General features: G+C 63.4%; 21 protein-coding genes, 1 tRNA gene and 4 pseudogenes. 13 read left to right on the top strand and 13 right to left on the bottom strand.

Features of this window, described 5'->3' with window-relative positions; all coding sequences use genetic code 11:
• Positions 1 to 61 precede the first annotated feature (61 nt).
• A complete protein-coding gene (locus tag IVB01_RS34550) occupies positions 62 to 1333 on the top strand; it encodes a DUF892 family protein (protein ID WP_247277667.1) in 1272 nt (423 codons plus the stop codon).
• A 382-nt stretch (positions 1334 to 1715) separates the two neighbouring features.
• Here IVB01_RS34550 and IVB01_RS34555 read toward each other — a convergent pair whose 3' ends face one another.
• Positions 1716 to 1856, bottom strand: a complete 141-nt coding sequence (locus IVB01_RS34555; RefSeq protein WP_007597071.1) for a hypothetical protein — start codon at positions 1854 to 1856, stop codon at positions 1716 to 1718.
• A gap of 79 nt (positions 1857 to 1935) precedes the next feature.
• Here IVB01_RS34555 and IVB01_RS34560 point away from each other — a divergent pair, with 79 nt between their 5' ends.
• From IVB01_RS34560 to IVB01_RS34575, 4 genes are all read left to right on the top strand, one after another.
• Positions 1936 to 2505 (top strand): alpha-ketoglutarate-dependent dioxygenase AlkB, encoded by a 570-nt coding sequence (locus tag IVB01_RS34560; protein WP_247277668.1) that lies wholly within the window; start codon positions 1936 to 1938, stop codon positions 2503 to 2505.
• A 301-nt stretch (positions 2506 to 2806) separates the two neighbouring features.
• Positions 2807 to 3736 carry a carboxylesterase family protein gene (locus IVB01_RS34565; protein WP_346015515.1) on the top strand — a complete coding sequence of 310 codons (930 nt, stop codon included), beginning with the start codon at positions 2807 to 2809 and terminating at the stop codon, positions 3734 to 3736.
• Positions 3737 to 3889: 153 nt separating this feature from the next.
• Positions 3890 to 5113 carry an ABC transporter substrate-binding protein gene (locus IVB01_RS34570; protein WP_247277670.1) on the top strand — a complete coding sequence of 408 codons (1224 nt, stop codon included), beginning with the start codon at positions 3890 to 3892 and terminating at the stop codon, positions 5111 to 5113.
• Between the two features lie 198 nt (positions 5114 to 5311).
• Positions 5312 to 6403, top strand: a complete 1092-nt coding sequence (locus IVB01_RS34575; protein ID WP_247277671.1) for an enolase C-terminal domain-like protein — start codon at positions 5312 to 5314, stop codon at positions 6401 to 6403.
• 303 nt (positions 6404 to 6706) lie between these two features.
• Here the strand turns inward: IVB01_RS34575 and IVB01_RS34580 are convergent, their stop codons facing one another.
• The 5 genes and pseudogenes from IVB01_RS34580 to IVB01_RS34600 all read right to left on the bottom strand — a co-directional run bounded on the left by IVB01_RS34580 (position 6707) and on the right by IVB01_RS34600 (position 8760).
• Entirely contained in the window at positions 6707 to 7192 is a 486-nt protein-coding gene (locus IVB01_RS34580) for an L-2-amino-thiazoline-4-carboxylic acid hydrolase (RefSeq protein ID WP_247417104.1), read from the bottom strand.
• A 141-nt stretch (positions 7193 to 7333) separates the two neighbouring features.
• The gene (locus IVB01_RS34585) at positions 7334 to 7837 is read right to left on the bottom strand and encodes a DUF488 domain-containing protein (RefSeq protein ID WP_346015513.1); all 504 of its coding nucleotides are present in this window, start codon (positions 7835 to 7837) and stop codon (positions 7334 to 7336) included.
• A 27-nt stretch (positions 7838 to 7864) separates the two neighbouring features.
• Positions 7865 to 8079, bottom strand: a pseudogene (locus IVB01_RS34590) (DUF2945 domain-containing protein).
• 172 nt (positions 8080 to 8251) lie between these two features.
• Positions 8252 to 8326, bottom strand: a tRNA-Val gene (locus IVB01_RS34595).
• 74 nt (positions 8327 to 8400) lie between these two features.
• Positions 8401 to 8760 carry a response regulator gene (locus IVB01_RS34600; protein ID WP_007597092.1) on the bottom strand — a complete coding sequence of 120 codons (360 nt, stop codon included), beginning with the start codon at positions 8758 to 8760 and terminating at the stop codon, positions 8401 to 8403.
• Between the two features lie 329 nt (positions 8761 to 9089).
• On the opposite strand from IVB01_RS34600, the gene IVB01_RS34605 reads away from it, so the two are divergent.
• The 3 genes and pseudogenes from IVB01_RS34605 to IVB01_RS34615 all read left to right on the top strand — a co-directional run bounded on the left by IVB01_RS34605 (position 9090) and on the right by IVB01_RS34615 (position 12277).
• Entirely contained in the window at positions 9090 to 9980 is an 891-nt protein-coding gene (locus IVB01_RS34605; RefSeq protein WP_247277673.1) for an N-formylglutamate amidohydrolase, read from the top strand.
• Between the two features lie 523 nt (positions 9981 to 10503).
• Positions 10504 to 11286 (top strand): histidinol-phosphatase, encoded by a 783-nt coding sequence (gene hisN / locus IVB01_RS34610; RefSeq protein WP_247277674.1) that lies wholly within the window; start codon positions 10504 to 10506, stop codon positions 11284 to 11286.
• A gap of 21 nt (positions 11287 to 11307) precedes the next feature.
• Positions 11308 to 12277: pseudogene (locus tag IVB01_RS34615) on the top strand (tripartite tricarboxylate transporter substrate binding protein).
• Positions 12278 to 12288: 11 nt separating this feature from the next.
• On the opposite strand, the pseudogene IVB01_RS34620 reads toward IVB01_RS34615, so the two are convergent.
• Positions 12289 to 12537, bottom strand: a pseudogene (locus tag IVB01_RS34620) (hypothetical protein); the annotation flags it as partial.
• Positions 12538 to 12677: 140 nt separating this feature from the next.
• Between IVB01_RS34620 and IVB01_RS34625 the strand changes: the two are divergent.
• The gene (locus IVB01_RS34625; RefSeq protein WP_247277675.1) at positions 12678 to 12911 is read left to right on the top strand and encodes a DUF3551 domain-containing protein; all 234 of its coding nucleotides are present in this window, start codon (positions 12678 to 12680) and stop codon (positions 12909 to 12911) included.
• A 34-nt stretch (positions 12912 to 12945) separates the two neighbouring features.
• Positions 12946 to 13956: pseudogene (locus tag IVB01_RS35835) on the top strand (patatin-like phospholipase family protein).
• Between the two features lie 8 nt (positions 13957 to 13964).
• Here IVB01_RS35835 and IVB01_RS34645 read toward each other — a convergent pair.
• From IVB01_RS34645 to IVB01_RS34660, 4 genes are all read right to left on the bottom strand, one after another.
• Positions 13965 to 14825 carry an SIR2 family protein gene (locus tag IVB01_RS34645; RefSeq protein ID WP_247277677.1) on the bottom strand — a complete coding sequence of 287 codons (861 nt, stop codon included), beginning with the start codon at positions 14823 to 14825 and terminating at the stop codon, positions 13965 to 13967.
• A complete protein-coding gene (locus tag IVB01_RS34650) occupies positions 14822 to 15313 on the bottom strand; it encodes an NUDIX hydrolase (RefSeq protein WP_247277678.1) in 492 nt (163 codons plus the stop codon). The genes IVB01_RS34645 and IVB01_RS34650 overlap by 4 nt, the downstream gene beginning before the upstream one ends.
• Before the next feature lie 76 nt (positions 15314 to 15389).
• A complete protein-coding gene (locus IVB01_RS34655; protein WP_247277679.1) occupies positions 15390 to 16175 on the bottom strand; it encodes a succinate dehydrogenase iron-sulfur subunit in 786 nt (261 codons plus the stop codon).
• A 507-nt stretch (positions 16176 to 16682) separates the two neighbouring features.
• Positions 16683 to 17573, bottom strand: a complete 891-nt coding sequence (locus IVB01_RS34660; RefSeq protein ID WP_247277680.1) for a LysR substrate-binding domain-containing protein — start codon at positions 17571 to 17573, stop codon at positions 16683 to 16685.
• Between the two features lie 91 nt (positions 17574 to 17664).
• On the opposite strand from IVB01_RS34660, the gene IVB01_RS34665 reads away from it, so the two are divergent.
• Complete coding sequence (locus tag IVB01_RS34665) at positions 17665 to 18417, top strand: sulfite exporter TauE/SafE family protein (RefSeq protein WP_247277681.1); 753 nt, start codon at positions 17665 to 17667, stop codon at positions 18415 to 18417.
• A 29-nt stretch (positions 18418 to 18446) separates the two neighbouring features.
• Here the strand turns inward: IVB01_RS34665 and IVB01_RS34670 are convergent, their stop codons facing one another.
• Both IVB01_RS34670 and IVB01_RS34675 read right to left on the bottom strand, forming a co-directional pair.
• Complete coding sequence (locus IVB01_RS34670) at positions 18447 to 18911, bottom strand: GFA family protein (RefSeq protein WP_247277682.1); 465 nt, start codon at positions 18909 to 18911, stop codon at positions 18447 to 18449.
• Between the two features lie 13 nt (positions 18912 to 18924).
• Positions 18925 to 19557, bottom strand: a complete 633-nt coding sequence (locus IVB01_RS34675) for a LysE family translocator (protein ID WP_247417116.1) — start codon at positions 19555 to 19557, stop codon at positions 18925 to 18927.
• Between the two features lie 210 nt (positions 19558 to 19767).
• On the opposite strand from IVB01_RS34675, the gene IVB01_RS34680 reads away from it, so the two are divergent.
• Both IVB01_RS34680 and IVB01_RS34685 read left to right on the top strand, forming a co-directional pair.
• A complete protein-coding gene (locus tag IVB01_RS34680) occupies positions 19768 to 21564 on the top strand; it encodes a tetratricopeptide repeat protein (protein WP_247277684.1) in 1797 nt (598 codons plus the stop codon).
• A gap of 173 nt (positions 21565 to 21737) precedes the next feature.
• Positions 21738 to 24512 carry a di-heme-cytochrome C peroxidase gene (locus IVB01_RS34685; protein WP_247277685.1) on the top strand — a complete coding sequence of 925 codons (2775 nt, stop codon included), beginning with the start codon at positions 21738 to 21740 and terminating at the stop codon, positions 24510 to 24512.
• Positions 24513 to 24597: the final 85 nt, after the last annotated feature.

The following is a 24597-nucleotide window of genomic DNA, read 5'->3' on the forward strand; positions in this document are numbered from 1 at the left end:
AGGAACGAACGTCCGGACGTCTCGTTGTCGCGTATCTTTCCTTCCAGAGCGCGAGCCCTCCATGTATCACCACGTCAAAAAGCTGATGTTCACCGTGCGCGTCGACGAACCCGATCCGCGCTTCGGCAATATGCTCCTCGAGCAGTTCGGCGGCGCCAATGGCGAACTCGCGGCCGCGATGCAATATTCGATTCAGGGGCTGAATTGCGAGGACCCCGACCGCAAAGACCTCTTGATGGATATCGGCACCGAAGAGCTTAGTCATCTCGAGGTCGTCGGCTGCCTGGCGCGGATGCATCTTGCGCCTTCAAAGAACGACCGTCAGGCGGCGGAAGCCGATCCGCTCATTGCAATTGCCGGCGGCGGTGGCGTCAATCTGTTCAATTCGCAGGGGAATCCCTGGACCGCCGACTATCTCAAGATCACCGGCGAGCTCGACGTCGACCTGCGCAGCAACATCGCCGCCGAAGCGCGAGCCAAGATCGTCTACGAGCGTCTGATCAATTTCTGCGACGACGCCGGCAGCAAAGACGCACTACAATTCCTGATGACGCGAGAGATTACGCATATGAAGGCGTTCGCGCGCGCACTCGAAAGCCTGTCCAAACCGGCCTTCAGTGTCGGCCGGATTGCTCCGACGCCTGGCCTCGTGAACCAGTACTTCAACGACTCCACCGGCAGCGGTGACCACGGCGAAATCGACACCCGCGGTCCGTGGAACGAAGGCGAAGACTGGGTGTTCACCGAGTCCCCGGCACTGCAGTCCGCGGAGCCCGGCGCTGCCACATCGATCGTCACGGAGAGCTCGCCGCCCGTCGACGAAGCCGGCCTGACCGATCTTCTGCTTCACGAGCTGCGTGACATTCTCCATGCCGAGAAGCAGTTGACCAAGGCGCTTCCGAAGATGGCGCAGGCCGCGCGTTTCGATCAGTTGCGGGAACTGTTCGAGCAGCATCTCGCCGAGACCGAGAACCAGGTCGAACGCATCAACGAATGCTTCGAGCTCCTCGGCGAGAACGCTCGGGCCAAGCCTTGCAAAGGCATGATGGGGCTGATCGAGGAAGGCCAGGAGGTCATGAAGGAAGGCGAAGAGAAGGAAGACGCAGCCGCCGACCTCGCGCTGATCTCAGCGGCTCAACGCGTCGAACATTACGAGATGTCCGGCTATACCACGGCACGCAATCTGGCCCAGCAGCTCCGTCACAGCGCGGTCGTCGCTTTGCTCTCGAAATCGCTCGCCGAAGAAGAGAATGCCGATCTCCTGCTCAATCAGGTGGCGCGGTCGCTGATGTCGGTGGCGAAGATGCCCGCCGCACTGGAGCAGGCCGAATAGGAAGCCAGCCCAACGCGTGTGCGCACTGAGTTCAACCGCCCCCTCTACGGGGGCGGTACGCGCTGCTCCTCGTACTGCGCTGGCTGACTGGCTGTTCTTTGGCGAGTGGATCGCGCCGTCGATGACGCTCTTGACGATCGAACTGCTTACGTGCCGGTGCTGTTCAACTATGCCGCAATCGACCCTGCGCCGAACCGATCTTCTTGCGCAACCGCGAGCGGATTTCGACGCCTTCTGCACCAGCCGCCCGCAACAGGGTGGCACCAGGATGGGCTTGGCGATGGCACTCGCGGTAATGGCGAGCCATGGCGATCCGGCTCAAGCCGGCCGACCAGGGCCGCGGCTTTCGAACTTCAATTCCCAGTCGCCTATTCCCTGTAGCCTAGATGGCGAACACCCAGGCGGCGACGATGGTGCCGATGGTGACCAGACCGGCGATGGTCCAGCCGGCGGCATATTCCAGCTCCGGATGACCGGTCGCCCGCATGATCTCTGCCGGATCGGCGGTATGCTTCTCTGCCATGACGGCCTCGCACATTACTCCCCGCGTCCTATGTAAGTCGCATCAGCCGCAATTAGGTTCCATCACGGACGTGCGAGGAATGACGCAGCTAGGCTTGTTCGCAGAACCGCAGGAAGGGCCCGCTGGGCTTCGCTACACGGACGATTTTATCGAGGCGGCCAACGAGCAGGCCTTGATCGGCCGCATCGCGGCATTGCCGCTCCAGCGCTTCCAGTTCGGCGTCTTCGAGGGCAATCGCCGGGTGGCCTCGTTCGGCTATCGCTACGACTACTCCCTGCAACGACTGGCCGAGGCGGAGCCAATCCCGGACTGGGTGGCGCCCGTCGCGCGCCAGGTCGAGGCGTGGGCGGGTCTGCCGTCGGGCGACATCCGGCAGGTGCTCTGCACCGAATATGAGGTTGGCGTCGGCATCGGTTGGCACCGCGACAAGCCGCATTTCGACAAGGTCCTCGGCCTGTCGCTCGGCGCGCCCTGCAAATTCCGCTTTCGCCGCCGCAACGGCGACCGATGGGAGCGTCACACGCTCGAAGCCATGCCGCGCTCGCTCTACATGATGGACGGCGAGGCACGGTCGCAATGGGAGCACAGCATTCCGCCAGTCGAGGCGCGCCGCTATTCGATCACCTTCCGGACCATGAAGCGGGCCTGACGGGCGGTCCAAAACAAAAACTGCGAAAACAACCCCATGCACAGTAGAAAGCCGTTTCCGGCTCGAGGCTTTGCGGCGCTGGGCAACGGCTTGACAGATCGAGATAAAACGGCTGCGCCGCGCAATCGTCCCGCGGCCCGCCAACTTGCGTGCCAAGAGCGGCTGCAGGCCGGGCTGGATGCCCGTCCCGTGCCGACCGAGGTGCCGTGAAATCGCCTCAAGCCGAGCCAACTAATGGGGCGAATTGAATAGACAGGCCAAACCGGCAAGCCAATATGAGGCACGCAAGGCCGGCATCACCATGAAGAATTATCTGGCATTTTTCCTAACTCTGACCATGACCTCGGCCTCCGCGCACGGACCCTTGCCGGCGCGGCTGTCGCCGCCGTCCGATCTCGTCCAAGTGGGCCTCACCGACTCCGACACGACCGCCGGCGGCACCGCGCGGCTGTGCGAGCAGGTTACCTTCTCGCGCGGTTTGCGCTATGGCGAGAGCGAGGCCAATGTGCTCGACGTCGCGACCAGCGCGACCAAGGCGGATACCCCGCGGCCGGTGCTGCTGTTCGTGGCCGGCGACTCCTTCACCGGCGACCGCGCCGCGCCGGAGCTGGCTCGCCAGATCCAGGACCAGGCGATGTGCTTTGCCGCGCGCAATGACATGATCGGGGTCCGCGTGGGCTATCGCCTGGCGCCCGGCGCGACCTGGCCCGCCGGCGCGAGCGACGTGGCGGCGGCGCTGTCCTGGGTCCACGGCAATATCGACCTGTTCAACGGCGATGCCCGCGAGATCGTCGCGGTCGGCTACGGCGCCGGCGCCTTCCATGTCGCCACCCTGCTGGCGCATCCCGAGCTTCAGGCCGACCGCGCCGATGTGGCCGCCGTGATCCTGGTGTCCGGCATCTACCGTGCGGGCAAGGACGCCAGCGACAGCGAGAAGGCGTATCTCGGCAGCGACGCCAGCCAATATAACAAGCGCTCGGTCTTCCCCGGCATCCTCAATGTCGACGTGCCGATCGTGCTGGCCTGGGCCGCGGACGATTCCGCCGGTGTTGTGGCGCAGGGCGAGACCCTGAAGAAGACGCTCTGCGGCGCCGGCCATTGCCCTCGCAGCGCGCTGCTGCGCAGCCGCGACGGCATCGCGAGCGCCTTCGGCCTCGACGGCTCCGGCGACAGCCTCGCCGAGCCGACGCTGCTGCTGGTGCATCAGCTCGAGGCGCGGGGACTGCCGTAGAGGGCGTGACAGCAGGGCTGCCATTTCATTCGGTCCCTGCGCTGCGTTGAAGCGGGCGATCAAGCCATGCGATCGCCAAACGCTTGACCTACACCAACCAGCCTTGGTGGGGATCGAGCCGACCTCTCCGGGGCCAACGTCGAGGTGCCGACCATGCGCGTCACCGGCAGACTATCCTTCGTTTTGATCGTCGCCTACGCCTCCCTCGGGGCGATGTCGCAGCAACGTGCGGAGCAACCCACGACCGACAAGGAAATCCGCATCGGCAATGTCATGCCGTATTCGGGACCGCTGTCGGAGTTCGGCGCCATCGGCCAGGCGGAGGCCGCCTATTTCGACATGATCAACGCGCGCGGCGGCATCAACGGCCGCAAGATCCGCTTCATCTCGCGCGACGACAATTCCGATCCGGCGACTGCGCTGGAGCTGACGCGCAACCTGGTCGAGACCGACGATGTGCACTTGATGTTTGGGTCGTTCGGCACGCCCGGCAATCTCGCCACGCGCTGGTATCTGAACGAGAAGAAGATCCCGCAATTGTTCGTCGCCTCCGGCGACGAGGAGCTGAGCCAGCCAAGCGCGTTTCCCTGGACCATGGGCTGGCAGCCGTCGTTCCGGTCGGAGGGGCGCATCTACGCCAACTACATCCAAGCCTATTATCCCCGGAAGAAGATCGTGGTGCTCTGGCAGAACGACCAGTTCGGGCGCATGCTCTACAAGGGCGTCCAGGAGGGCCTTGGCGATTTGAACCGTCATGTCCTCGTCGACATCGCCTTCGACATTGCCGACGAGCATCTCGAGGGGCACGTCTCGATTCTCAAGCGCGCGGGCGCCGACATCTTCGTCTTTCTCGGCGTGCCGTCGACGGCCTCCAAGGTGATCAAGCTGGCGGCCTCATTTAATTGGCATCCGGTGTTCATCGTAAACGATGCCTCCGCCTCGATCGCCAATGCAATGGCGCCAGCGGGCCTGGAGAACTCCGCCGGCGTGATCTCCGCGGCCTTTCTGAAGGATCCGAGCGATCCCGCATGGAAGGACGATTCCGCCATGAAGGAATGGTTTGCCTTCATGGACAAATACCATCAAGTCGAAAGCACGAACAACAGCGCGGCCGTCTTTGGCTACGCCGCGGCCGAGGCGCTGACGCTCGTCCTGAAGCAATGCGGCGACGACTTCTCGCGCGAGAACATCATGCGTCAGGCGGCGTCGATTAGGGGTCATCACCCCTCCGTTGCGCTGCCCGACATCAGGATGAATACCTCGCCCAATAGCTATCTGCCGATCAAGCAGATGCGGCTCGTCCAGTTCGACGGCCGCTCCTGGCAGCCTTTTGGCGACGTGATCGAGACCGCCTTCACGGAAGGCGCGGCGCGGTGAGCTCACGCGCACCGCTGGGCTACCCATCCCCGCAGAAGGCAGGCCTATCGCATATGATCTTGGCGGCAGCCACAGCGCGCGCCTCGACCGCTTCATAATCGCTCTGCGTTTTATGAGAGTCGCAACAGGCACCTTTTCGTTTGATCGCGAATGCTTAAGATCGGCGCCTTCCTGCATCCGCTCCGCCGGGAGAGACCCATGACCGAGACTATCCGCATCAGGCGCTTCCATGCGCGGCCGGTGATCGTGCCGATGAACCTGCCGCTCCAGACCTCGACGGGGGCAATCGCAAAAGCGCCGCTGGTGCTGATCGACTGCGAGACCGACCAGGGCGTGCGCGGCCACGCCTATCTGTTCTCGATCACGCCGTCGGCCTTGAAGCCGTTGACCGCCATGGTCACGGAGATGTCAGACCTCGTCGCCGGCGACGAACTGCTGCCGTTCGAGATCGAGCGCAAGCTGTCCCAGCGCTTCACGCTGCTGGGCCTCGCCGGCCTGCAACGGCTGGCGCAATCCGGCATCGACATGGCGGCCTGGGACGCTCTCGCGCGCACACGCGGCCTGCCGCTGGCCCGCCTGCTCGGCGGCGCGCCGAAGCCGGTCAAGGCCTACAATTCGAAGGGGCTCGGCCTCATGCCTGCAGGCGCGGCGGTGGATGAAGCGCACAAGCTGCTGGCCGAGGGTTTTCGGGCGGCAAAGATCCGCGTCGGCCGGCCCGATGCGCGGGAGGATCTCGCCGTCGTGCGCGCGGTGCGCAAGGCCGTCGGCGATCAGGTGACGCTGATGTGCGACTACAATCAGGCGCTGACGGTCACGGAAGCCATCCGCCGCGGCGAGATGCTCGACGACGAGAGCTTGAGCTGGATCGAGGAGCCGATCCGCCACGACGACTATTCGGGCTGCGCCCGCATTGCGGACGCGCTGCATACGCCGGTCCAGATCGGCGAGAACTTCGACAGCGCATTTGCGATGCAGTCGGCACTCTCCGCAGAAGCCTGCGACTACGTGATGCCCGACGTCCAGCGCATCGGCGGCGTCACCGGCTGGCTGCGCGCTGCCTCGCTGGCACACGCCGCCGGCATCGAGATATCGACGCATCTGTTCTCGGAAGTCAGCGCGCACCTCTTGTGCGTGACGCCGACCGCACATTGGCTGGAATATGTCGACTGGGCGGACGCGGTGCTGTCGACGCGCCTCGCGATCAAGGACGGCTTTGCGTTGCCGAGCGAGGAGCCCGGCAACGGGATTGCGTGGGACGAGGCGGCAGTCACCAAATATCTCGTCAGCTAATCGCGCCTACCGCGGGTAACGGCGCTCGGCGGCGAGATCGAGCTTGCGAAAGTCGGCGGGCTGCCCTTCGCGCGAATTCAACTAAGAGCTCGGGTCGTCGCCCTCAAGGGCGATCCCTTGATGCTGGAGAATATCTTCGTGGACGAGTGATGTTCATCTCCGAGGTCGAGTTAGCCGATGCCGCATTCCGCGATCAGGACCCAGATCGACTTCAGGGACGTCAACGGCGCGCACGTCGTCGCCGCTGGTTCACCTGGCTGATCTCGATGTGTGGAAGACGCGTCTGCGTGAGAGGCGCTCCCTTCACCGGCGCTCACCGGAGTCGCGCCGGTAGCGGAAGTCGCAATGATCGGCGCCTTGCATGATGGTCTGCGTGCGCGTGAGCGTGATGTCAGGGCCGAAGCCATCTGCTGTCGCAAAGTCGGCGGTGCAGATCAGGAGGAAGCCGAGCTCGGGCTCGCCGAGCGCCTTGTAGAACTCGGCATAGGCGCATCGTTTCACATCGAAGGCGAAGACGTCTTTCGACTGCTCGATGACGTCATAGGCGAGCGCGTCGCCGCGGGCATAGGTCTTGAAGGCGGACGCGACCGCCTGGCCGAGGTCTGTCTCGTCCTTGTTCAGGTTCTTCGATTTCCAGAATTCCTCGCCGAAGCCGCGATAGAGATCGCCGAGCGCCTTGCGCACCAGCGTGTTGGCGCGCGCCTCGCCGAGTTCGGCCTGCAATGCCTTGACCAGCGGCACCAGCACCTGCGCCTGGATTTTTGCCTGTTCGATGACGGACACGCTCATGGGCAGCCTCGCGTCTTGGATCAAGGCCGTAGATTTATGAGTGACGGTGAAGACCATCACCGCAGAGGATCTACGACTGCGGCAAGAATAGCCGCGATAGGGACGATTGGCTAACTTTCCGCAGGATAGACCAAGCTGCCGTCAGCCATGACGCGCCGCCGGATTCATCTCGGCCGGATTGACCTGCCCTGGTCCCAGAATGTGAAACACGGTTTCCCCGGCGGCGAGCAGATAATCGGTGATGATGCGTCGGTGACATCGCCACCACAATGTTTCCGCGCACATGATGGCGCAGCGCTGCGTCTGCCCGAGATCGCGCAAATGAGCGAGACCATGGTGAAAGGCCGCGCTCATGGCATGGTCCGCATAATTGTGAAAGCTGCCGTTCTGCCAGAAAGCATTGGTCTCGCGCGGCACCTCGCGCTTGCGGCTGCGCAGGCCGCCGAGCGAGGCGATATGCTCGTAGCCGATCGAAACGGCCGCGAGCGACTGCGGCAGCGTGTCGCGATTATACTGCGGATTGGTGCGCGAGCGGGGAACGGTGCGAACGTCGGCCAGATATGTGATCGAGCTGCCTCGGAGCAACTCGACGAATTCCCCAATCGAACGCGTGGCATGGCCGATGGTGAAGAAGGGATGAGCCATGGGGATGCCTTGCTCACCTCACGTTCGTCAGCTCTGCAACAATCGCAACGCCTTGCCCTTGTGCAGGGCGACGTGATCGGTCTGGTCGCTCTTGATCTCGTATTGCGGATCGTCCGGCGTAGCGTGTGGACGTAGCCCTTGTAGTCGACGTCCTCGGTGTGCGCGCGCAGGATACGGCCGCGCACGCGGCCGGCCTCCGAATTCCAACTGACGTGATCGCCGCGCTTGAAGGTTTTCGGCATGGCGGACCAATATCGATGGCATCGGACTGTTCCAAGGACACCCCAGCCCGTCTACGCTTCGCGTTAGGATACGTTGAATCGTGGCTTGCCGAGCCGTAGCTCGCGGCGATAAGCCCGCCTGCGCCCTTGGGGCTTCGGCGTGGCATCCTTCTCTCGCTTCGCGAGCGAAGGATGGTGGGCACGACAGGGATCGAACCTGTGACCCCTACCATGTCAAGGTAGTGCTCTCCCGCTGAGCTACGTGCCCTAGAGGTCGTCTAGATCGGGTGGGGTCCCTATAACGGCTCAGGGGAGCCTGTGCAAGGACGGAAGGGGGCCGATTCAGGCCGCCAGCATCTTGTTCACTTCACTGACCAATTCGCGCAGATGGACGGGTTTGGACAGCACCTTGGCATTCTTGGGGGCGTCCGAATCCGAGTTCAGGGCGACCGCGGCGAAGCCGGTGATGAACATGATCTTGATGTCGGGGTCGAGTTCCGAGGCGCGGCGGGCGAGCTCGATGCCGTCCATCTCCGGCATCACGATGTCGGTCAGCAGCATCTCGAACGGTTCTTCCCGCAACCGCTGATAGGCGGCCATGCCGTTGTCGTGGGACGAGACCTGAAAACCGGCGTTTTCCAGCGCCTTGACCAGGAAGCGGCGCATGTCGTTGTCGTCTTCGGCGAGCAGTATCTTTGGCATGGCAGGAAACGTCGAATCCCCAGAGGATATCAGCAGAGGTCACTAAGCCCGACAGAGGGTAAATTTGGGGTGAAAATCTTAACCCTGAGACGGCTGCCACTGCCGGTCCCTTGTGAACCGGAATGCAGTTCGAATCAATCGAGCCGCCACCGCATCCCCGCCTCCCTGCCCGCACGGTTAAGACGTGTTCCAACGTCCATCGCATCTTTTCGCTTGGCAGAATGGTTGCGATTCCGGACAATGACGACACATAAGAGCCGCTCGATCGGCCGAATCAATGCGATCTGGACCACGCCAGATCCCGGCGCGAAGGGACGAAGCCTGAGAAGATGACCCGGTTTGACGGCGCGACGTCGCCAGCCTTCGAGATCGTGGAGCCCGCGCAATGGCGTGCCCCGGTCATCTTCAACTCGCCCCATTCCGGCTCGACCTATCCGGACGAATTCCTCAGCGCCTCCAGGATCGACCTGCCGACGCTGCGGCGGTCCGAAGATTCCTTCATGGACGAGCTGATCGGCCATTTGAGCGATCGCGGCTTTCCCACCGTGCGGGTCAACTTTCCCCGCTCCTATGTCGACGTCAACCGCGAGCCCTATGAGCTCGACCCGCGCATGTTCACCGGCCGTCTGCCGAGCTTTGCCAATACCCGCTCGATGCGGGTCGCTGGGGGCCTCGGCACCATTCCGCGCGTGGTCGGTGACGGACAGGAGATCTACCGCGACCGCATCCTGGTCGACGACGCGCTGGGGCGCATCGAGACGCTGTATAAGCCCTACCACCGCGCGCTGCGTCGGCTGATCAACAAGGTACACCAGATGTTCGGCACCGTGGTGCTGGTCGACTGCCACTCGATGCCATCGGTCGGCGTCTCCCGCGACGAGCCGCGCCGGCCCGACATCGTGATCGGCGACCGCTATGGCACGAGCTGCACGCCGCTGCTTCCCGACCGCATCGAGGAGACCATGACGGGGCTCGGCTATTCGATCGGCCGCAACAAGCCCTATGCCGGCGGCTTCATCACCGAGCATTACGGCAACCCCGCAAGCGGCTTGCATGCGGTGCAGCTCGAGCTCAATCGCGCGATCTACATGGACGAACGGCGGCGCGAGCGCGGTCCGCGCTTTGCGCAAGTCGCAAGCGACTTCGCCATCCTCGCCGACGTGCTGGCGGCCACGATCCCGTTCGGCGATCTCGGCCCGTTCCAGGCCGCAGCGGAATAGGCTTGGATTTTTCCCCGAACGATCCGTGCCATGAGCAACGGCGCGCGCGTTTCGCTGCGCAGCGCCGCGCGCTGAAAACGAAAGCAGACCCGGAAAGAAAAAAGGGCCGCTTCTGATGAAGAAGCGGCCCAAGTCTAGGGAGGAAACGCCCAAGGAGGGCAGCGGTAACGCAAAGCGCTACCGCACCGCAACAATATGCGACCGCGCCGCACAAAGTGCAAGGGCTTTTGAGCGATTTCCCATGCAAAACACACATGGCTCAGTTGCTTCTATGGAAACCCAGATTCACTTTCTTTAATAAGAGAATTCAATGGGTTGATAGATGTTTGCATACGAACGAGGCATGATTGGAACTAAGTTTTCAACGCTGTGATCGATATTTGGCCAAGAGATGACTGAGATAAGGCAGCCGGCTGCGGCATTCAAAATACCAGGGAGCATTTAAAGACAGCGCTGCAAGATTCTGCCGATTTGAGCTAGGCAGAAGCGAGCTTCATTCGACTTTCGCTTTTGAGGATACGCCGTGACGGTGATCGACTTCTCAGCTTTCATCGGACGGCTCGCCACCGTCTCGGGCGAAACCATCCTGCCGTTCTTCCGCACCTCACTGTCGGTCGACGACAAGAGCAAAACCAAGGATTTCGATCCCGTGACGGAAGCCGATCGCGCCGCGGAGGCAGTGATGCGGCGGCTGATCAAGGCCAGCTTCCCCCAGCACGGCATCGTCGGCGAGGAGTTCGGCAATGAGCGCGACGACGCCGACTATGTCTGGGTGCTCGACCCCATCGACGGCACGAAGTCCTTCATCGGCGGCTTTCCGATCTGGGGCACCCTGATCGCGCTGCTGCACAAGGGCGCGCCGGTGTTCGGCATGATGCACCAACCCTTCATCGGCGAACGCTTCTCCGGCGACAACGGCTCGGCCAATTACAAGGGCCCCTCCGGCGAGCGGCGGCTCCAGGTCCGCCGCTGCACCTCGCTCTCGCAAGCCACGACCTACACCACCAGCCCGCTGCTGATGAACGAGCGCGACCGCGCCATCTTCGGCCGCATCGAGCAGGGCGCGCGGCTGTCGCGCTATGGCGGTGACTGCTACTCCTATTGCATGCTCGCGGCCGGCCATGTCGACCTCGTGGTCGAGACCGAGCTGAAGCCCTACGACATCGCGGCGCTGATCCCGATCGTGACCGGCGCCGGCGGCATCGTCACCACGTGGGAAGGCAAGCCGGCCCAGGGTGGCGGCCGCATCATTGCGGCCGGCGACCCCAGGGTCCACGAAGAAGCACTCAAGCTATTGAACCAATAACAACGCGAGCGGAGGGCTTGCATGACCGTCTCACGCAGGCTGCTCCTCGGATTGTTCCTGCTTCTGCTGCCGACACTCGCCTCCGCGCAGAATTTTCCGGCCAAGCCGATCAAGCTGATCGTGCCGTTCCCGGCCGGCGGTCCCAACGACATCATCGCCCGGGTGATCGGCCAGCGCATGTCGGAACTGTCGGGGCAGCCGGTGCTGATCGACAATCGCGGTGGCCAGGGCGGCGTGCTCGGCACTGACGCCGTCTCCAAGGCCGCGCCCGACGGCTACACCGTCGCGATCTCCTCAGCCGGCGCGCTGGCGATCAGCCCGAGCATGGAGAAGGTCGCCTACGACACGCTCAACGACCTCACGCCGGTGACGCTGGTTGCGACCGTGCCGGAAATGCTGGTGGTCGCAACCAACGTGCCCGCCAAGGACATCGGCGAGTTGATTGCGCTCGCCAGGGCGCAGCCGGGAAAGCTCAACTTCGCCTCCTCCGGCCCCGGCAGCCTGCCGCATCTCGCCGGCGAGCTGTTCAAGTTGACGGCGAAGATCGACATCGTGCACGTGCCGTATCGCGGCGCCGCGCCGGCGGTGAATGATCTGCTGGGACAGCAGGTGCAGATGACGTTCCTCGACCTGCCGGTGCTGCTGCCGCAGGTCAAGGCCGGCGCCTTGCGCCCCATTGCGGTCGGCTCGGCCGAGCGCGCACCGACCGCGCACGACGTGCCGACCACCGCGGAAACGGGATTTCCCGCGCTACGTATCGAGAACTGGTACGGCATGGTCGCACCCAAGGGCACGCCGAACGAGAATCGTCGCCGCGCTGCATGCTCTTGCGACGAAGGCGATGGCCGATCCGGCGGTGAAGGAGAAGCTCGCAGCCCAAGGCGCGACGCTGATCGGCGATGAGCCGGAGCATTTTCGCAGCTTCATCGCGGATGAGACCAAGAAGTGGGCGAAGGTGATCAAGGACGCCGGCGTGGAGACGGCGAAGTAAAGCCCACAGACCGGAAATAGTTGGTCGAGCCGGTCGAAATACGGAATTGCGTGGAGGTATGCCTTGGCCTCTATCAGCTTCTCGCTGCCTCGACGCAGCAATCCGATATGGGTATCGACGCGCGCGGCGACCTCGCTGTCGAGCTCGAGCACGAGCCGCAGCACGCCATTGGCCGCCGGATGCTGAGGACCGAAATTGATGCTGAAGTTCTGAGGCTCGAAGACTGTTCGGGTATCCTGCTTCCGATCGAAACGTCGCAGCGATTACCGTAGCCGCGATCCACCGCGAGCGGCTTCATACAGGTTAATCGCACGCTTGAATCCCTGGGATGCGCGTGCTGCGCGCCGCTTTGGAACGCAGCCTCACCGGCTGCGTTCATTGTCGAAATTGGAGATTTTCAATGAAACATCGTTTGCTGATGATTGCCGCCGTCCTGTCGTTTGTGACGAGCTTCGGCCCTTCGACGGCGGTCGCACAGGATCGCTACTGCCTCCAGGGCCGCATTTGGGGCTATCCGGGCAATTGCCAGTTCGCCAGCTACGCTCAGTGCATGGCGACCGCATCGGGCACGCAGGCCTATTGCGGCATCAACCCTCGACATGCCTATGCACGCCGCCACAGGGGATACCGGTGATCGGCCTGAATCAGACTGACAACCGGGGCCCGCCTTGACTGACCGCGCCGCTGAGCCGAGCGGCGCCAAGACAGCAGAGCGCCAGCTCACCGCCGTTGTCTTCTCCGGCGGCCTTGGGCTCGGGGCGTATCATGGCGGTACGTTCGAAGCGCTCACTTCTCTCTCGCCACAGATCGATTGGGTGGCCGGTTCATCGTCCGGTGCGATCACGGCCGCACTGATCGCGGGAAGCCCGAGCGCCGATCGGATCCGGACTCTAAGTAATTATTGGCATGGACCGGGCGGTCGTGCCGGTCCGCCGAGCGCCCGCCGTCATCTGTCCGCCTGACTGAGCTCGATCAATACGCGCCTACTTGGCCATGCCGGCTTCTTCCATCCCCGTCTCCCGCTTCCGGCACCTCACTTCGGCGGCCTGTACGATCTCGGCCCGACGCGCGAACGCCTTCGTCAGCTGGTCGATTTCGACCGCCTGAATGACGGTGATCCCCGCATCACGATCTGCGCCACCGACCTCGAAAGCGGCGACGCCGTGCTCTTCGACTCCTCGTCGGAACGGATCGAAATGGATCACATCCTGGCCAGTTGCGGCTTCCTCCCTGAGTTCGCGCCAGTGCAGATTGCCAGCCGCTGGCTCGGCGATGGCGGGTTCTCTCTGAACGCACCATTTGAACCGATCCTGGAATCCCCGAGCCCGCTTCGCCTCTATGTGATCGACCTCTTTGCGCGCGACGGCAAAATCCCTGATGGCATCGAAGCCGCAGCCGAGCGCAAAAGCGACCTGACCTACGGCAACCAGACATTTCAGCGCCTGGACCATGCCCTGGAAGCCCGCCAGCTCCGCGCAGAGTTGCAGGGGCTTGTTTGCGACGACGTCGTCTATCTCCTGAGCTGCCGCCCGGGTCGCGAGGAGGCCGGACCCGAAAAATCCTTTGATCTTTCGGAAGCGGCGATGGCGCAGCGGTGGCGGGCGGGCCTTCTGGATATGCAATATGCAGCAAGCGTCGCCCCGATCCGGAACGGGATCTGCACCGTGCGCCGGCGATAGCGATCACTCTAGGAGCTTCGATCGATACGCTGGCGGACGTCGAGGAGAAACCGGGTCAGACCATCGTCGGCGGCCATTCCTTCAGGCGGCGCAATGGTCGTGATGCCCCAGTTCGCCAATACGGCTTCCTGCACCGGATTGCGCTGGGCGACGAACACGAAGGATTTCGGCCGGTCCTGTCGGTGCCCGGATTCATCCCAAATCTGCCAAATTCGGTGCAGCAGCAGCCGTATGTTTGGATCGGACATGCTGTAGCCGACGAAGAGCAGCGTGCTTCCCAAAGCATCGGCGCGAAAACGGATATCCAGCGGGGAATCGAATGCGAGCCGGTTGAGAAAGTCGGTCTCGGTCAGAACGAGCGAGGCATCATCGTCGAAGTCGCCGTGGAATTTGATGATGTGCGTGACGCCGGCGCCAGCGCTCGCGATCTCCTTCGCGTTGCTGATCTTCGCGTATGGCTTTTTCAGGACATCAAAGGCAGTCTCGAGATTGCGATCGTAGTTCGTTGTGTAGATGACCGGAAAATCGAGCTCGACGATGATCTGGTGGAGCTCCGAGGTGGCGATTCTCTCTGGATCGACGCGCCAATTGCGATCGAGCCAGCTGCGGAGCGGTCCGATGCCCCCACGCTTCAGCCGGTAATACTCCGCAAGCATCTGATAGCCGCCGTGCATTCCGTCGAGGACGTCGCGTTCGAGACCGAGATCGTCCAGCAGATGCTCGATCAGGGACTGCCAGGATGGTAATCCGACAGCCATCGAGACACCGGCGCCGACGAACAGGACCGCGCGGCGTCGTTCTATCGCCGCAGCCAGAACTTCGTGAGGCGGCCGCTCCTCAGATGCGAGCCTTGTCGGTCTTTGCTTCATCTAGCTTGAATGATTGCGCGGGACGCTGGTTCCTGGACAAGAAAGCCCGCCTGCCGCTCAGCAGCGAGGACGCACCCCTTTTCCGTTTGCGCCGCGAAGCGGGCAATCAACCGCCGGAGCTCCGCTTTGTGCACCAGACGCGCCGCCGTTTCCGCGGAGACCCAGGTCGCTTCCCGCTCCCCTTTTTCAGGCCACCAACGCTCCTGACCATGGACCTTCATGGGAAAGACGGCAACGTCCATGGTCCGCTTGCGGTCACCCTTCCGTTTGCGATGCTTGAAGCTGCCCATCGCGCGTGTCGCAATGATGCCGACCAGCCCCGCCTCCTCGTAGGCTTCCAGCGCAGCCGTGAGGTGCGGCTCCTTGTTGCGCATCGGCGATCCCTTGGGGACACTCCATCTGCGCTTGCGCCTGGTCGTGATCAGCATCACGCGCAGTTCGGAATTATCCAGACGAAACGGCAAAGCGGCGAACTGCTTCTTTCCCATCAAACTCCTCCGTTCGGAGATTGATAAGCAAGCGCCGCAGGCATGGTTCCTGTCTGCGGAGTGGCGTCTGCAGCGATCAGAACTTCCGCTCGACCATCTTGAGGCGCAGAGCGGCGATGGCTTCTCCCGGATTGAGACCTTTCGGACAGGCCTTGGCGCAATTGAGGATGGTGTGGCAGCGATAGATCCTGAAGGGGTCCTCGAGCATGTCGAGGCGCTCGCCGGTGGCTTCGTCCCGGCTGTCGTTGATCCAGCGCGCGGCCTGAATCAGGGCCGCCGGCCCCAGGAAGCGCTCGGAATTCCACCAGTAGCTCGGGCACGACGTCGAGCAGCAGGCACAGAGAATGCACTCGTACAGTCCATCGAGCTTTGCGCGATCCTCGAGGCTTTGCCGCCATTCCCTCTGGGGCGTCGGCGAACTGGTCTGCAGCCACGGCTCGATCATGGCGAGCTGCGCATAGAAGTTCGTCAGGTCGGGCACCAGATCCTTCACTACGGGCTGATGCGGCAAGGGCAGCACGCGGAGCGGCTCACCATCCCGAATATCCTCGCTCATGGATTTGGTGCAGGCCAGCGTGTTCTGGCCGGCGATGTTCATCGAGCATGAGCCACACACGCCCTCGCGGCAGGATCGCCTGAACGTCAACGTCGAGTCGACGTTGTTCTTGATCCAGATCAGGCCGTCCAGCACCATCGGCCCGCAATCCGTCGTGTCGACAAAGTAGGTGTCGAGCCGGGGATTGCGGCCATCGTCGGGATTCCAGCGATAGATGTGAAACTCGCGCAAGCTTTTGCTGTGCGGCTTTGGCCAGACCGTTCCTTTCCCGATGCGGGAGTTTCTTGGAAGCCTGAACTCCACCATGGTCACCTCCTCCGTCAGATCGGCACAGAGCAACGCATCTGCAGGAGATCATCCAGCGAGAGACCGAACAGGACGACCGTGAATGCCGGCGCTGTCGCGAGCGCGAGCAGCATCTGATGCCTTGCATTAATGAACCCGTGCGCGGACCGGAACTTTTGCCGCGAGAACAAGCCATCTCTCGCGCAAGCGTTCCTATGACAATCGCGCTTCCGCCGCGCGAAGCTTGCGCATCTAAATAGCCAAATCCATCGAGATTAACATGCGTTAAACGGACATACGCCTGCTCTACGTCGATCTTCTCGATGAAGTAGGAACGTTCGACGCGGCGATGCATCTGTCGTCCGCACGTTGGAGATGCAATCTGCTGCGAGAACCATTTTTGCCCGCTCTTGGCGGGCCTGGCTTGTCGACCTACGCTGCAAGCGCCAGAACCACATGGGCGGCGCGGGCGCGATGCAGACAAGTCAGCTTGCCTTCGCGCACCGCAATTCCGCGGCAACACCCGGCTTATGCCGCCGTGGCCCGCAAATGCTCCACCAGCATCTTCGCCGGTCTTGGCAGCGTCTTGAAGCTGCGCGCGCAGATCACGAGCTTCCGGTTGGCAAAAGCATCGCGCAGGCGGACCATGGAGAGCGGCATGGTCTTGGCGCAGCGGCGGGCGGCGGCTTCGGGCACAAGCGCCACGCCGACATCGGCGGCGACCATCTGGCAGATCGCGTCGAAGTCGCGCAGCCGCGCGCGGAAATGCGGGCGCATGCCGAGCCGCGCCGCATGTTTCGATATGTGCATCTGAAGCGCGGTGGCGCTGGTCAGGCCGACGAAGTCACAGGCGCCCGCTTCCTGAAAGTCGATCTGGCGGCGGCCCGCGAACGGGCCACGGCGCGACGTCACCAGCGTCAGCCGATCCTCGCTGAAGGGGAAGCGCTCGATATGCTCTGGCAGCGCGTGCTCGGCGGCAAAGCCGAGGTCGGCGGCGCCCGCGGTAATCGCCGCCGCAATATCGGTGCTCTCGCGCTCCTCGATGTCGACGGCGACGTCGCGATGTTCGCGCAGGAAGGCGGCCAGCGCCTTCGGCAAGTGCTCCGAGAGCCCTGAGGTATTGGCGAGGAAATGCACGCTGGCGCGCACGCCGCTGGCAAAGCCGGCGAGATCGCCACGCATGGCATCGATCTGGTGGATGACGAGGCGCGCGTGATCAAGCAAGCTCTCGCCCGCCGCCGTCAGCTCGACGCCGCGGCGCCCGCGCTTGAGCAGCGCGACGCCGAGTGCATCCTCGAGGCCCTTGATGCGTGCGCTGGCCGAGGCAAGCGCCAGGTGCGACCGCTCCGCGCCGCGGGTGATGCTGCGCTGATCGGCGACCGCGATGAAGAGCTGGAGGTCGACGAGGTCGAAGCGCATGACGGTTTTCTCCCCAGCCTTCGCATCAAGCGAAGGCTGTCTCCGTAACCTCCAGATTGTGCCGGCGCAAGGCTTCGGTCAATGTGCGGCTATGTTCGACCCCCTTCTCATTGCCGTCGCCGCTGTGTTCCTGATCGCCGGGTTCGTCAAGGGCGTCGTCGGGCTCGGCCTGCCGACGGTGTCCATGGGCCTGCTCGCGGTGAGCATGGCGCCGAGCCGCGCGATCGCCATCGTCATCGTGCCCGCGATTATCACCAACATCTGGCAGACTTTCGTCGGCCCTCATTTGCGCGACATTCTGAGGCGGCTGTGGCCGCTGATGATCGGCACCGTGATTGGATGCTGGCTCAACGCGGGCGCGTTGACCGGCCCGCATGCGCGCTACGGCACGATCGTGCTCGGCGCCCTGCTGGTCATCTACGCGGTGATCGGCCTGAACAAATTCCAGGTCCGCGTCGCGCCTGAGAACGAGAAATGGGTCGGCGGCGTGGTCGGTGTCGTCACCGGCGTGATCTCGGCCTCGACCGGCGTGCAGGTGATCCCCTCGATGCCGTTCATGCAGGCGATCGGCATGGAGAAGGACGAACTGGTGCAGGCGCTCGGCGTGTTCTTCACCACGGCGACGCTGGCGCTCGCCTTCAACCTGACTGCCGTCGGATTACTGACGCCCGCCAATGCCGTGCCTGGCGCCGTGGGACTCGCCATGGCCTTTGCCGGCATGTTCATCGGCCAGTCGGTACGGGCGCGGATGCCGGCGGAAGCGTTCCGCCGCTGGTTCCTGATCGCGATGATCCTGCTCGGCCTCTATCTTGCCGGCAGCGCGCTGGCGAAGGAGTTCGCCTGAAGGCCTGCGCCATCTTTACTCGAACAGACTTACGCCTCGGGTGCGTAACCCGGCACCCATTTTTCGTGCTGAGGCAGATCGTCCTGGATCGTCCACCACGGCGCGCGCGACGAGGTGAAAACGTGGAGGCGAGGCCGGACTTCCGGGTCGTCATCAAGCAGACCAGCGGGAATGCTGACTGTCGGGAGATAGCTCGCCTTGCCCGGCGTCAGGCAGCCGCAGGTCCTGCACCGATGGCGGAAACTTCCCGGCGAGGATTCATAAGCCACCGTTAGCTCCTCGCCTGCAACAAAGCGAAATTTGTCGGCGTCGACATGGGCGTAGGTGGCGAATGCCGCGCCGGTCAGCTTGCGGCAATTGGCACAATGGCAATGTGTCAGCCAACGTACCTGATCGATCTCGAACCGCACGGCGCCGCACAGACAGCTACCACGAATCATCAAAACCTCCCGAGCGCGGCTTCGATCGAGCGAACCGCGCGATGCTTCAGCCATTCGTTCGAACGAGTCACCGCGTCTCCAGCATGGCGACGCGGATGCCGAGATAGATGAAGAGGCCGCCGAGCGCGCGGTTGACCCAGGCGATCGCGCCCTCGGAGCTCCGCAAGCGATGGGCCGCCCTTGCCGCAAAGGCCGCCAGCACCAGGCACCACAGCGTCCCCGTGCAGATGAAGACCAAGCCGAGGGTCAGGAAGGCGAGCGGCTTGTGCGGTGAATCGGCTGCGACGAATTGCGGCAGGAAGGCGAGGAAGAACAGCGCGACCTTGGGGTTGAGCGCGTTGGTGAAGACGCCCTGGAGGAAGACCCGCCGCAGCGAGCTCCGTTCGCCTTCGTCCCTGACCGCCGCCAGCGCCGGGCGCGACCACAGCATCTGAAGTCCTGTGACGACCAGATAGGCCGCGCCGACCAACTTCAGGATCGAGAACGCAGTCGATGAGGCCATCAGCAGGGCCGAAAGGCCGATCGAGGCGCCCGCGACATGGAAAAAGCAGCCGCAACTGATGCCCAGCGCGGCGGCGGCGCCGCCCCGCCAGCCCATCTGCATGCTGCGGCCGATGACATAGACGGTATCAGGGCCCGGCGTGACGTTGAGCAGCACGCCCGACAGGATGAAGAGCCAGATCTCGTGAATGCCCAGCATGTGATGCCCCCCGTCGGCCCTGAAGCGGCTTAATCGGTTCGCCCCTCCCCGTCCACTGCCGCAATTGCGTGGGAATTAACTCGAATTTGCAATGCGGATCATACTTTCGCGCGGCCCTATCTGCTTTATAAAGGCAGGGTTCTTGAAATGCGGGATTCGGGGCGACTGCCACGCCGTGGCCGATCGCAGGTCCTTTGGAGCTCCTGGGGTATGGAAAGACGTCTGGCCGCCATTGTCTGCGCCGATGTCGCCGGCTATTCGCGCATGATGGGCAGCGACGAGGCCGGCACCCATGCTGCCTTCAAGGCCCATCGCAGCGCGATCCACCCCATCATCCTCAATCACGGCGGCCGTGTCGTGAAGAACACCGGCGACGGCTTCCTACTCGAGTTTCCCTCGATCGTCGGCGCCACCGAGGCGGCGATTGCGATGCAGACGCTGATGGCGGAGCGGAACCATCATCTGCCCGCCGACCGCGCCATGCAGTTCCGGCTCGGCATCCACATGGGCGACGTCATCGCCGACGAGGACGAAGTGTTCGGTGACGACGTCAACATTGCCGTCCGCCTGGAATCGGTGGCGAGCCCCGGCGGCTTCGCCATCTCGGCGAAGGCCTATCGCGAGGCGAGCAAGCATCTCACCGTGCCGCTCACCGACGCCGGCAACCATCGATTCAAGAACATCAAGGATGCGGTCGGAGTCTGGACCTGGACGCCCGAGGGCGCGCCGCCGCTCGCGCCCGAGCTGAGGGAGGCCTCCGCCCTTTCGCAGCAGTACCGCACCGCGATCGTCGGCGTACTGCCCTTCGCCAATCTCAGCGATGCCCAGGACGAATATTTCTCCGACGGGCTCACTGAGGATTTGATCCACGCGCTGTCGCTGCAATCCTTCTACCGCGTGCTGAGCCGCAACTCGACTTTCGCCTTCAAGGGCAAGAACACCAGCACGCGGCTGATCGCGCGCGAGATCGATGCCACCTATCTGATCCAGGGCTCGGTGCGGCGTGCCGGTGCCAAGATCCGCGTCACCGCCGAGCTGATCGCGCCGGAGAGCGGCGAGCAGCTCTGGACCGGCCGCTACGACCGCGACATTGGCGACCTGTTCGCGATGCAGGACGAGATCACCACCAACCTGTCCGCCGCCATCGCCACCGAGATCGTCCGCGCCGAAGCCTCGGCGCCGGCGCGGCTGTCGACTGACGTGAGCGCCTGGGACCGCTTTCTCAAGGGATTGTCGCACTACTACCGGCAGACCAAGGAGGATTTGGCCGTCGCGGTCGAGCTGTTCCGCGAGGCCATCAGGCTCGACCCCAAACTGTCGATCGCGCATGCCTATCTCGGCACGATCCAGATCCAGAGCATCCAGTTCGGCTGGGTCAAGGGCACGCGCGAGATGTGGGCCGAGGCGATGGACCTCGCCGAGACCAGCGTCCGGCTGGACCCGCGCTCCTCCTTCGCGTTCTCGATCCTGTCCTGGGCCCACGCCATGGAGGGGCATTACGACGCCGCGATGGACGCCGCCAAGCGCGCGGTCGCACTCAACCCCTACGACAACGGCGCGCGGGGCGTGCTCGGCATCTGCCATTTCGTCATCGGCGAACACCGCGAGGCGATCGAGCTGTTCTCGATGGCGGCGCAGCGCGACAACAGCGACCCGCGCTACCAATGGGCGGCGCTGAACGCCTTCAGTCACTATCTGTTGCGCCAATATGATGCGACCCTGTCATGGGCGCGCGAGCAGCTCTACATCAACCCGAACCACATGCAGGCACTGGCGATCCGCGCCGCGGCGTTGGCCCAAATGGGACGGAGCGGCGAGGCGAACGAGGCCGTCGGCGTGCTGATGGCAAACTATCCAACCCTGAATGTCGACAGGCACTTGCGCAACTTCCACTGGAAGCGGCCTGAGGACATCGCCCATTACCGCGAGGGTCTGCTGAAGGCTGGCGTGCCGCTCGGCAAGCTGACCCTGGTGCAGAGCGACCTCAAGCGCGCCGCCGAGTCCTGACAGGGCCACGGGTCCATTGCAGTCCATTGGCAGCCTCACGTCTGCTCTTGTTTCCAGGACAGTGAAATCCGCCACACTTCGTCACACGCTGAAGTCGTATATCGTGCTGTCGGTTTGTTAAAACTTTCGCGCTCTAACGGCGCGCCTGCTTTTTCACGATTCGGATTTGGGCCATGCATCACGCCGCTTCGAAGCCGCCCTTTGACCCTTCGATCCAGGTTTCGCCAAATAATCCCTGTCCGTTCCTTCGCGGCCTCGTCGGCGAAGGCTTCATCGACGGCGAGACCGTCCCGCTCAACACGCTATCGCAGACCATTGCGAATGCGAGCGGCGAGACGGGGGTGAAGAAGATATCGGCCCGCATCCAGGTTCGCGGCGTTGCGCTCATCGCCAACGGTATCAGTCACATCCTGAAGACCATCTGGTCGGGCCCGCAGCTCGACGCGTTGCGCGGCGGTCCGCTCGACAAGCGCGGCGCCGGCTCGCGCATCCTCGGCGTTGACGGCAAGGTCAACGAGGACGAGATCGCGCGGCTCGCGAGCTTCGGCCGGACCTACACCGATCCCAACACCGGCATCGGCGAGGTTGGCCTCAACGCCGTCGAAATCAAGACCTTCATGCACGACAACCTTCAGCGCGCCGGCAGCGCCGCACGCTGGTACGACCCGCTGCTGATGAAGTTCGAATGGCCCATCCTCCTGAAGATCATGGGCAAGGGTAAGAAGGGCGAGGAGCGTTATCTCAGCGTGGCCGACGTGCGCACGCTGTTCGAGCAGCGCAAATTCCCGGACCGTATCAACCAGCGGATCGTGTCGCAGCCGCTGCTGTCGGCCTGCCAGCTCGGCTTTCGTTGGACGGTCGCGCTCACAGCGGTCGTGATCGGTCTCGGTCTCCTCGCCCTCGTCGCGGTCGCCGAATTCCCCAACCAGGTCCGCGCCTTGCTGCCGCAGAAGGGCATTCTCGTGAATCTTCTGCCGCCACCGTTGCCGCAGCTGCCGGAGACGAAAGCGGCCTATTGGCTTGAGCAAAACTGGTCGTTGAAGGACCGGCACTGGTTCCACCATGCCAGCCAAGGCACTGCGACCTTCCCGGTGCCCTATGAGTGGTTCGTGGCGCTGGAGCAGCCGCGCCTTCATCTGTTCTCGAAGCCGGGCATGATGAAGGACAGCGCCTATCTCGAGCGCTTCGGCTTCATCCCGAGCCCGCAGTCGATCCTGACCGACACGGCGACGCTGCGCCGGTTCGGCTACGCCAATGTCTACGAAACGACGCCGGTGTCGGACTGGTCGACGAGATGGACGCCGACGGAGAACGTCGACGGCCTGCCGGTTGGCTTCGCGCGGATGACCGGTGTCGTCGATCCCGCGACGGGCCGCCGCGAAGAGGATAAGATCGGGCTGACCTGCGCGGCCTGTCATACCGGCCAGATCCATTATCAGGACGTCGACGTCCGCTTCGACGGCGGTCCGGCGATGACCGACCTGAAGAAGCTCGAGCTCGCGACCGGCCTGTCGATCGCCTACACGCTGCACGTTCCGTTCCGCTTTCAACGCTTCGCCGATCGCGTGCTCGGCGCTGAGGCCAGCAAGACGGACCGCGCCGCGCTCAAGCAGAAGCTCAGCACGATCGGCACCTTCCTGATCGATTGGGCAAAAACCCAGCAACAAACGATCGAAGGCAAGACAACCTGGGACGGCAAGCAGCAGAAGGATACCGAGGAAGGGTTCGGCCGGCTCGATGCCCTCAACCGCATCGGCAATCAGGTCTTTTCGCAAGATCTCGCTCTGAGCGGCGTCAAGGGATTCGAGAAGAACCTGCACGCCCAGGACGCGCCGGTCAGCTACCCCGCGATCTGGACCGTGCCGTGGTTCAAGTTCGCCCAGTACGACGCCTCGATCGAGCAGCCGCTGATCCGCAACGCCGGCGAAGCCCTCGGCGTGACGGCCCTGCTTAACCTGTCCGATGCCTATCCAGAGGACAGGCTGTGGCGCTCCTCGGTGAACATCACGACACTCGGCTGGATCGAGGACTTGCTGAGAGGCCCCGATCCGTTCAAGGCCGCCGATCCTTCCTCCGGTCCGAAGTTCGGCGGCCTGCTCGCGCCGAAATGGCCCTCGCAGATCCTCGGCGATGCCTGGAGGCTGAAGCCTGATCGCGTCGAACGCGGCCGTGCGATCTACACCGAGATGTGCTCCGGATGCCATCTGCCCGCCGTCGACAGCCCGGCCTTCTGGTCATCGAAGCATTGGGAGCCGAGCGGCGACAGCAAGGTCCTGAACGCGGTGACGATCCCCCTCGACGAGATCAAGACGGATCCCGAACAGTCCCTTGTCCTCAGCAAGAGGACCGTCGATGTGCCCGGCTTCCTGAAGGTGAACACGGCCGATCTCCAGAAATGGTGGCAATGCGACATCCCGACCGCAAGCACCTCGCCCAACGAGATGATCTATGCGCTCGGCCTGATGACGGTGGTCGATCTCGTCGCCCGCAAATGGATGGACGACGAGAAGATGCCGGAGGCCGAGCGGGCGAAATTATGGAATCTCGCGCGCAAGAACTGTCTCAATCCCGCGCCTGATCCGCGCTATCGCGCGCGGCCACTGAACGGCATCTGGGCCACCGCACCTTACCTGCACAACGGTTCGGTACCTTCACTGTATTGGTTGCTGAAGCCGGCGGGCGAGCGCCCGCAAAAATTCTGCATGGGCCGCCGCGACTATGATCCCGAGACCGTCGGTTTTGCAGTCACCGACAACGAGCGTTGCAAGACCGGCGAAACGGAATTCTCTGCGACGGGATCGGACGGCAAGCCGATCCAGGGCAACAGCGTGCTCGGCCATTCCTTCGAGCGCAAGGAAGGCGATCCGAAGCGCCCCGGCGTCATCGGCCGCGCGTTCAAGGACGATGCCGAGCGCTACGATTTGATCGAGTATTTGAAGACGCTGTGAGCACCGCCATTTGCTTCGTCGCAAGAGCTCCTCGCAATAACGGAGGATGAGGATTCTCTGCAGGTCCACACCACTCTTGCGGAAC

It is taken from the genome of Bradyrhizobium sp. 164, from assembly GCF_023073715.1.
Taxonomy (GTDB): domain Bacteria; phylum Pseudomonadota; class Alphaproteobacteria; order Rhizobiales; family Xanthobacteraceae; genus Bradyrhizobium.

Excerpts from the sequence above, each read along its gene's own strand:
- IVB01_RS34575 (WP_247277671.1), top strand. The coding sequence starts at position 5,312 with ATGACCGAGACTATCCGCATCAGGCGCTTCCATGCGCGGCCGGTGATC.
- IVB01_RS34680 (WP_247277684.1), top strand. The coding sequence starts at position 19,768 with ATGGAAAGACGTCTGGCCGCCATTGTCTGCGCCGATGTCGCCGGCTAT.
- IVB01_RS34665 (WP_247277681.1), top strand. The coding sequence starts at position 17,665 with ATGTTCGACCCCCTTCTCATTGCCGTCGCCGCTGTGTTCCTGATCGCC.
- IVB01_RS34655 (WP_247277679.1), bottom strand. The coding sequence starts at position 16,175 with ATGGTGGAGTTCAGGCTTCCAAGAAACTCCCGCATCGGGAAAGGAACG.
- IVB01_RS34600 (WP_007597092.1), bottom strand. The coding sequence starts at position 8,760 with ATGCCAAAGATACTGCTCGCCGAAGACGACAACGACATGCGCCGCTTC.
- IVB01_RS34675 (WP_247417116.1), bottom strand. The coding sequence starts at position 19,557 with ATGCTGGGCATTCACGAGATCTGGCTCTTCATCCTGTCGGGCGTGCTG.
- IVB01_RS34570 (WP_247277670.1), top strand. The coding sequence starts at position 3,890 with ATGCGCGTCACCGGCAGACTATCCTTCGTTTTGATCGTCGCCTACGCC.
- IVB01_RS34670 (WP_247277682.1), bottom strand. The coding sequence starts at position 18,911 with ATGGCTGAAGCATCGCGCGGTTCGCTCGATCGAAGCCGCGCTCGGGAG.
- IVB01_RS34555 (WP_007597071.1), bottom strand. The coding sequence starts at position 1,856 with ATGGCAGAGAAGCATACCGCCGATCCGGCAGAGATCATGCGGGCGACC.
- IVB01_RS34660 (WP_247277680.1), bottom strand. The coding sequence starts at position 17,573 with ATGCGCTTCGACCTCGTCGACCTCCAGCTCTTCATCGCGGTCGCCGAT.
- IVB01_RS34625 (WP_247277675.1), top strand. The coding sequence starts at position 12,678 with ATGAAACATCGTTTGCTGATGATTGCCGCCGTCCTGTCGTTTGTGACG.
- IVB01_RS34645 (WP_247277677.1), bottom strand. The coding sequence starts at position 14,825 with ATGAAGCAAAGACCGACAAGGCTCGCATCTGAGGAGCGGCCGCCTCAC.
- IVB01_RS34565 (WP_346015515.1), top strand. The coding sequence starts at position 2,807 with ATGAAGAATTATCTGGCATTTTTCCTAACTCTGACCATGACCTCGGCC.
- IVB01_RS34585 (WP_346015513.1), bottom strand. The coding sequence starts at position 7,837 with ATGGCTCATCCCTTCTTCACCATCGGCCATGCCACGCGTTCGATTGGG.
- IVB01_RS34605 (WP_247277673.1), top strand. The coding sequence starts at position 9,090 with ATGACCCGGTTTGACGGCGCGACGTCGCCAGCCTTCGAGATCGTGGAG.
- IVB01_RS34650 (WP_247277678.1), bottom strand. The coding sequence starts at position 15,313 with ATGGGAAAGAAGCAGTTCGCCGCTTTGCCGTTTCGTCTGGATAATTCC.
- IVB01_RS34550 (WP_247277667.1), top strand. The coding sequence starts at position 62 with ATGTATCACCACGTCAAAAAGCTGATGTTCACCGTGCGCGTCGACGAA.
- IVB01_RS34560 (WP_247277668.1), top strand. The coding sequence starts at position 1,936 with ATGACGCAGCTAGGCTTGTTCGCAGAACCGCAGGAAGGGCCCGCTGGG.
- IVB01_RS34685 (WP_247277685.1), top strand. The coding sequence starts at position 21,738 with ATGCATCACGCCGCTTCGAAGCCGCCCTTTGACCCTTCGATCCAGGTT.
- IVB01_RS34580 (WP_247417104.1), bottom strand. The coding sequence starts at position 7,192 with ATGAGCGTGTCCGTCATCGAACAGGCAAAAATCCAGGCGCAGGTGCTG.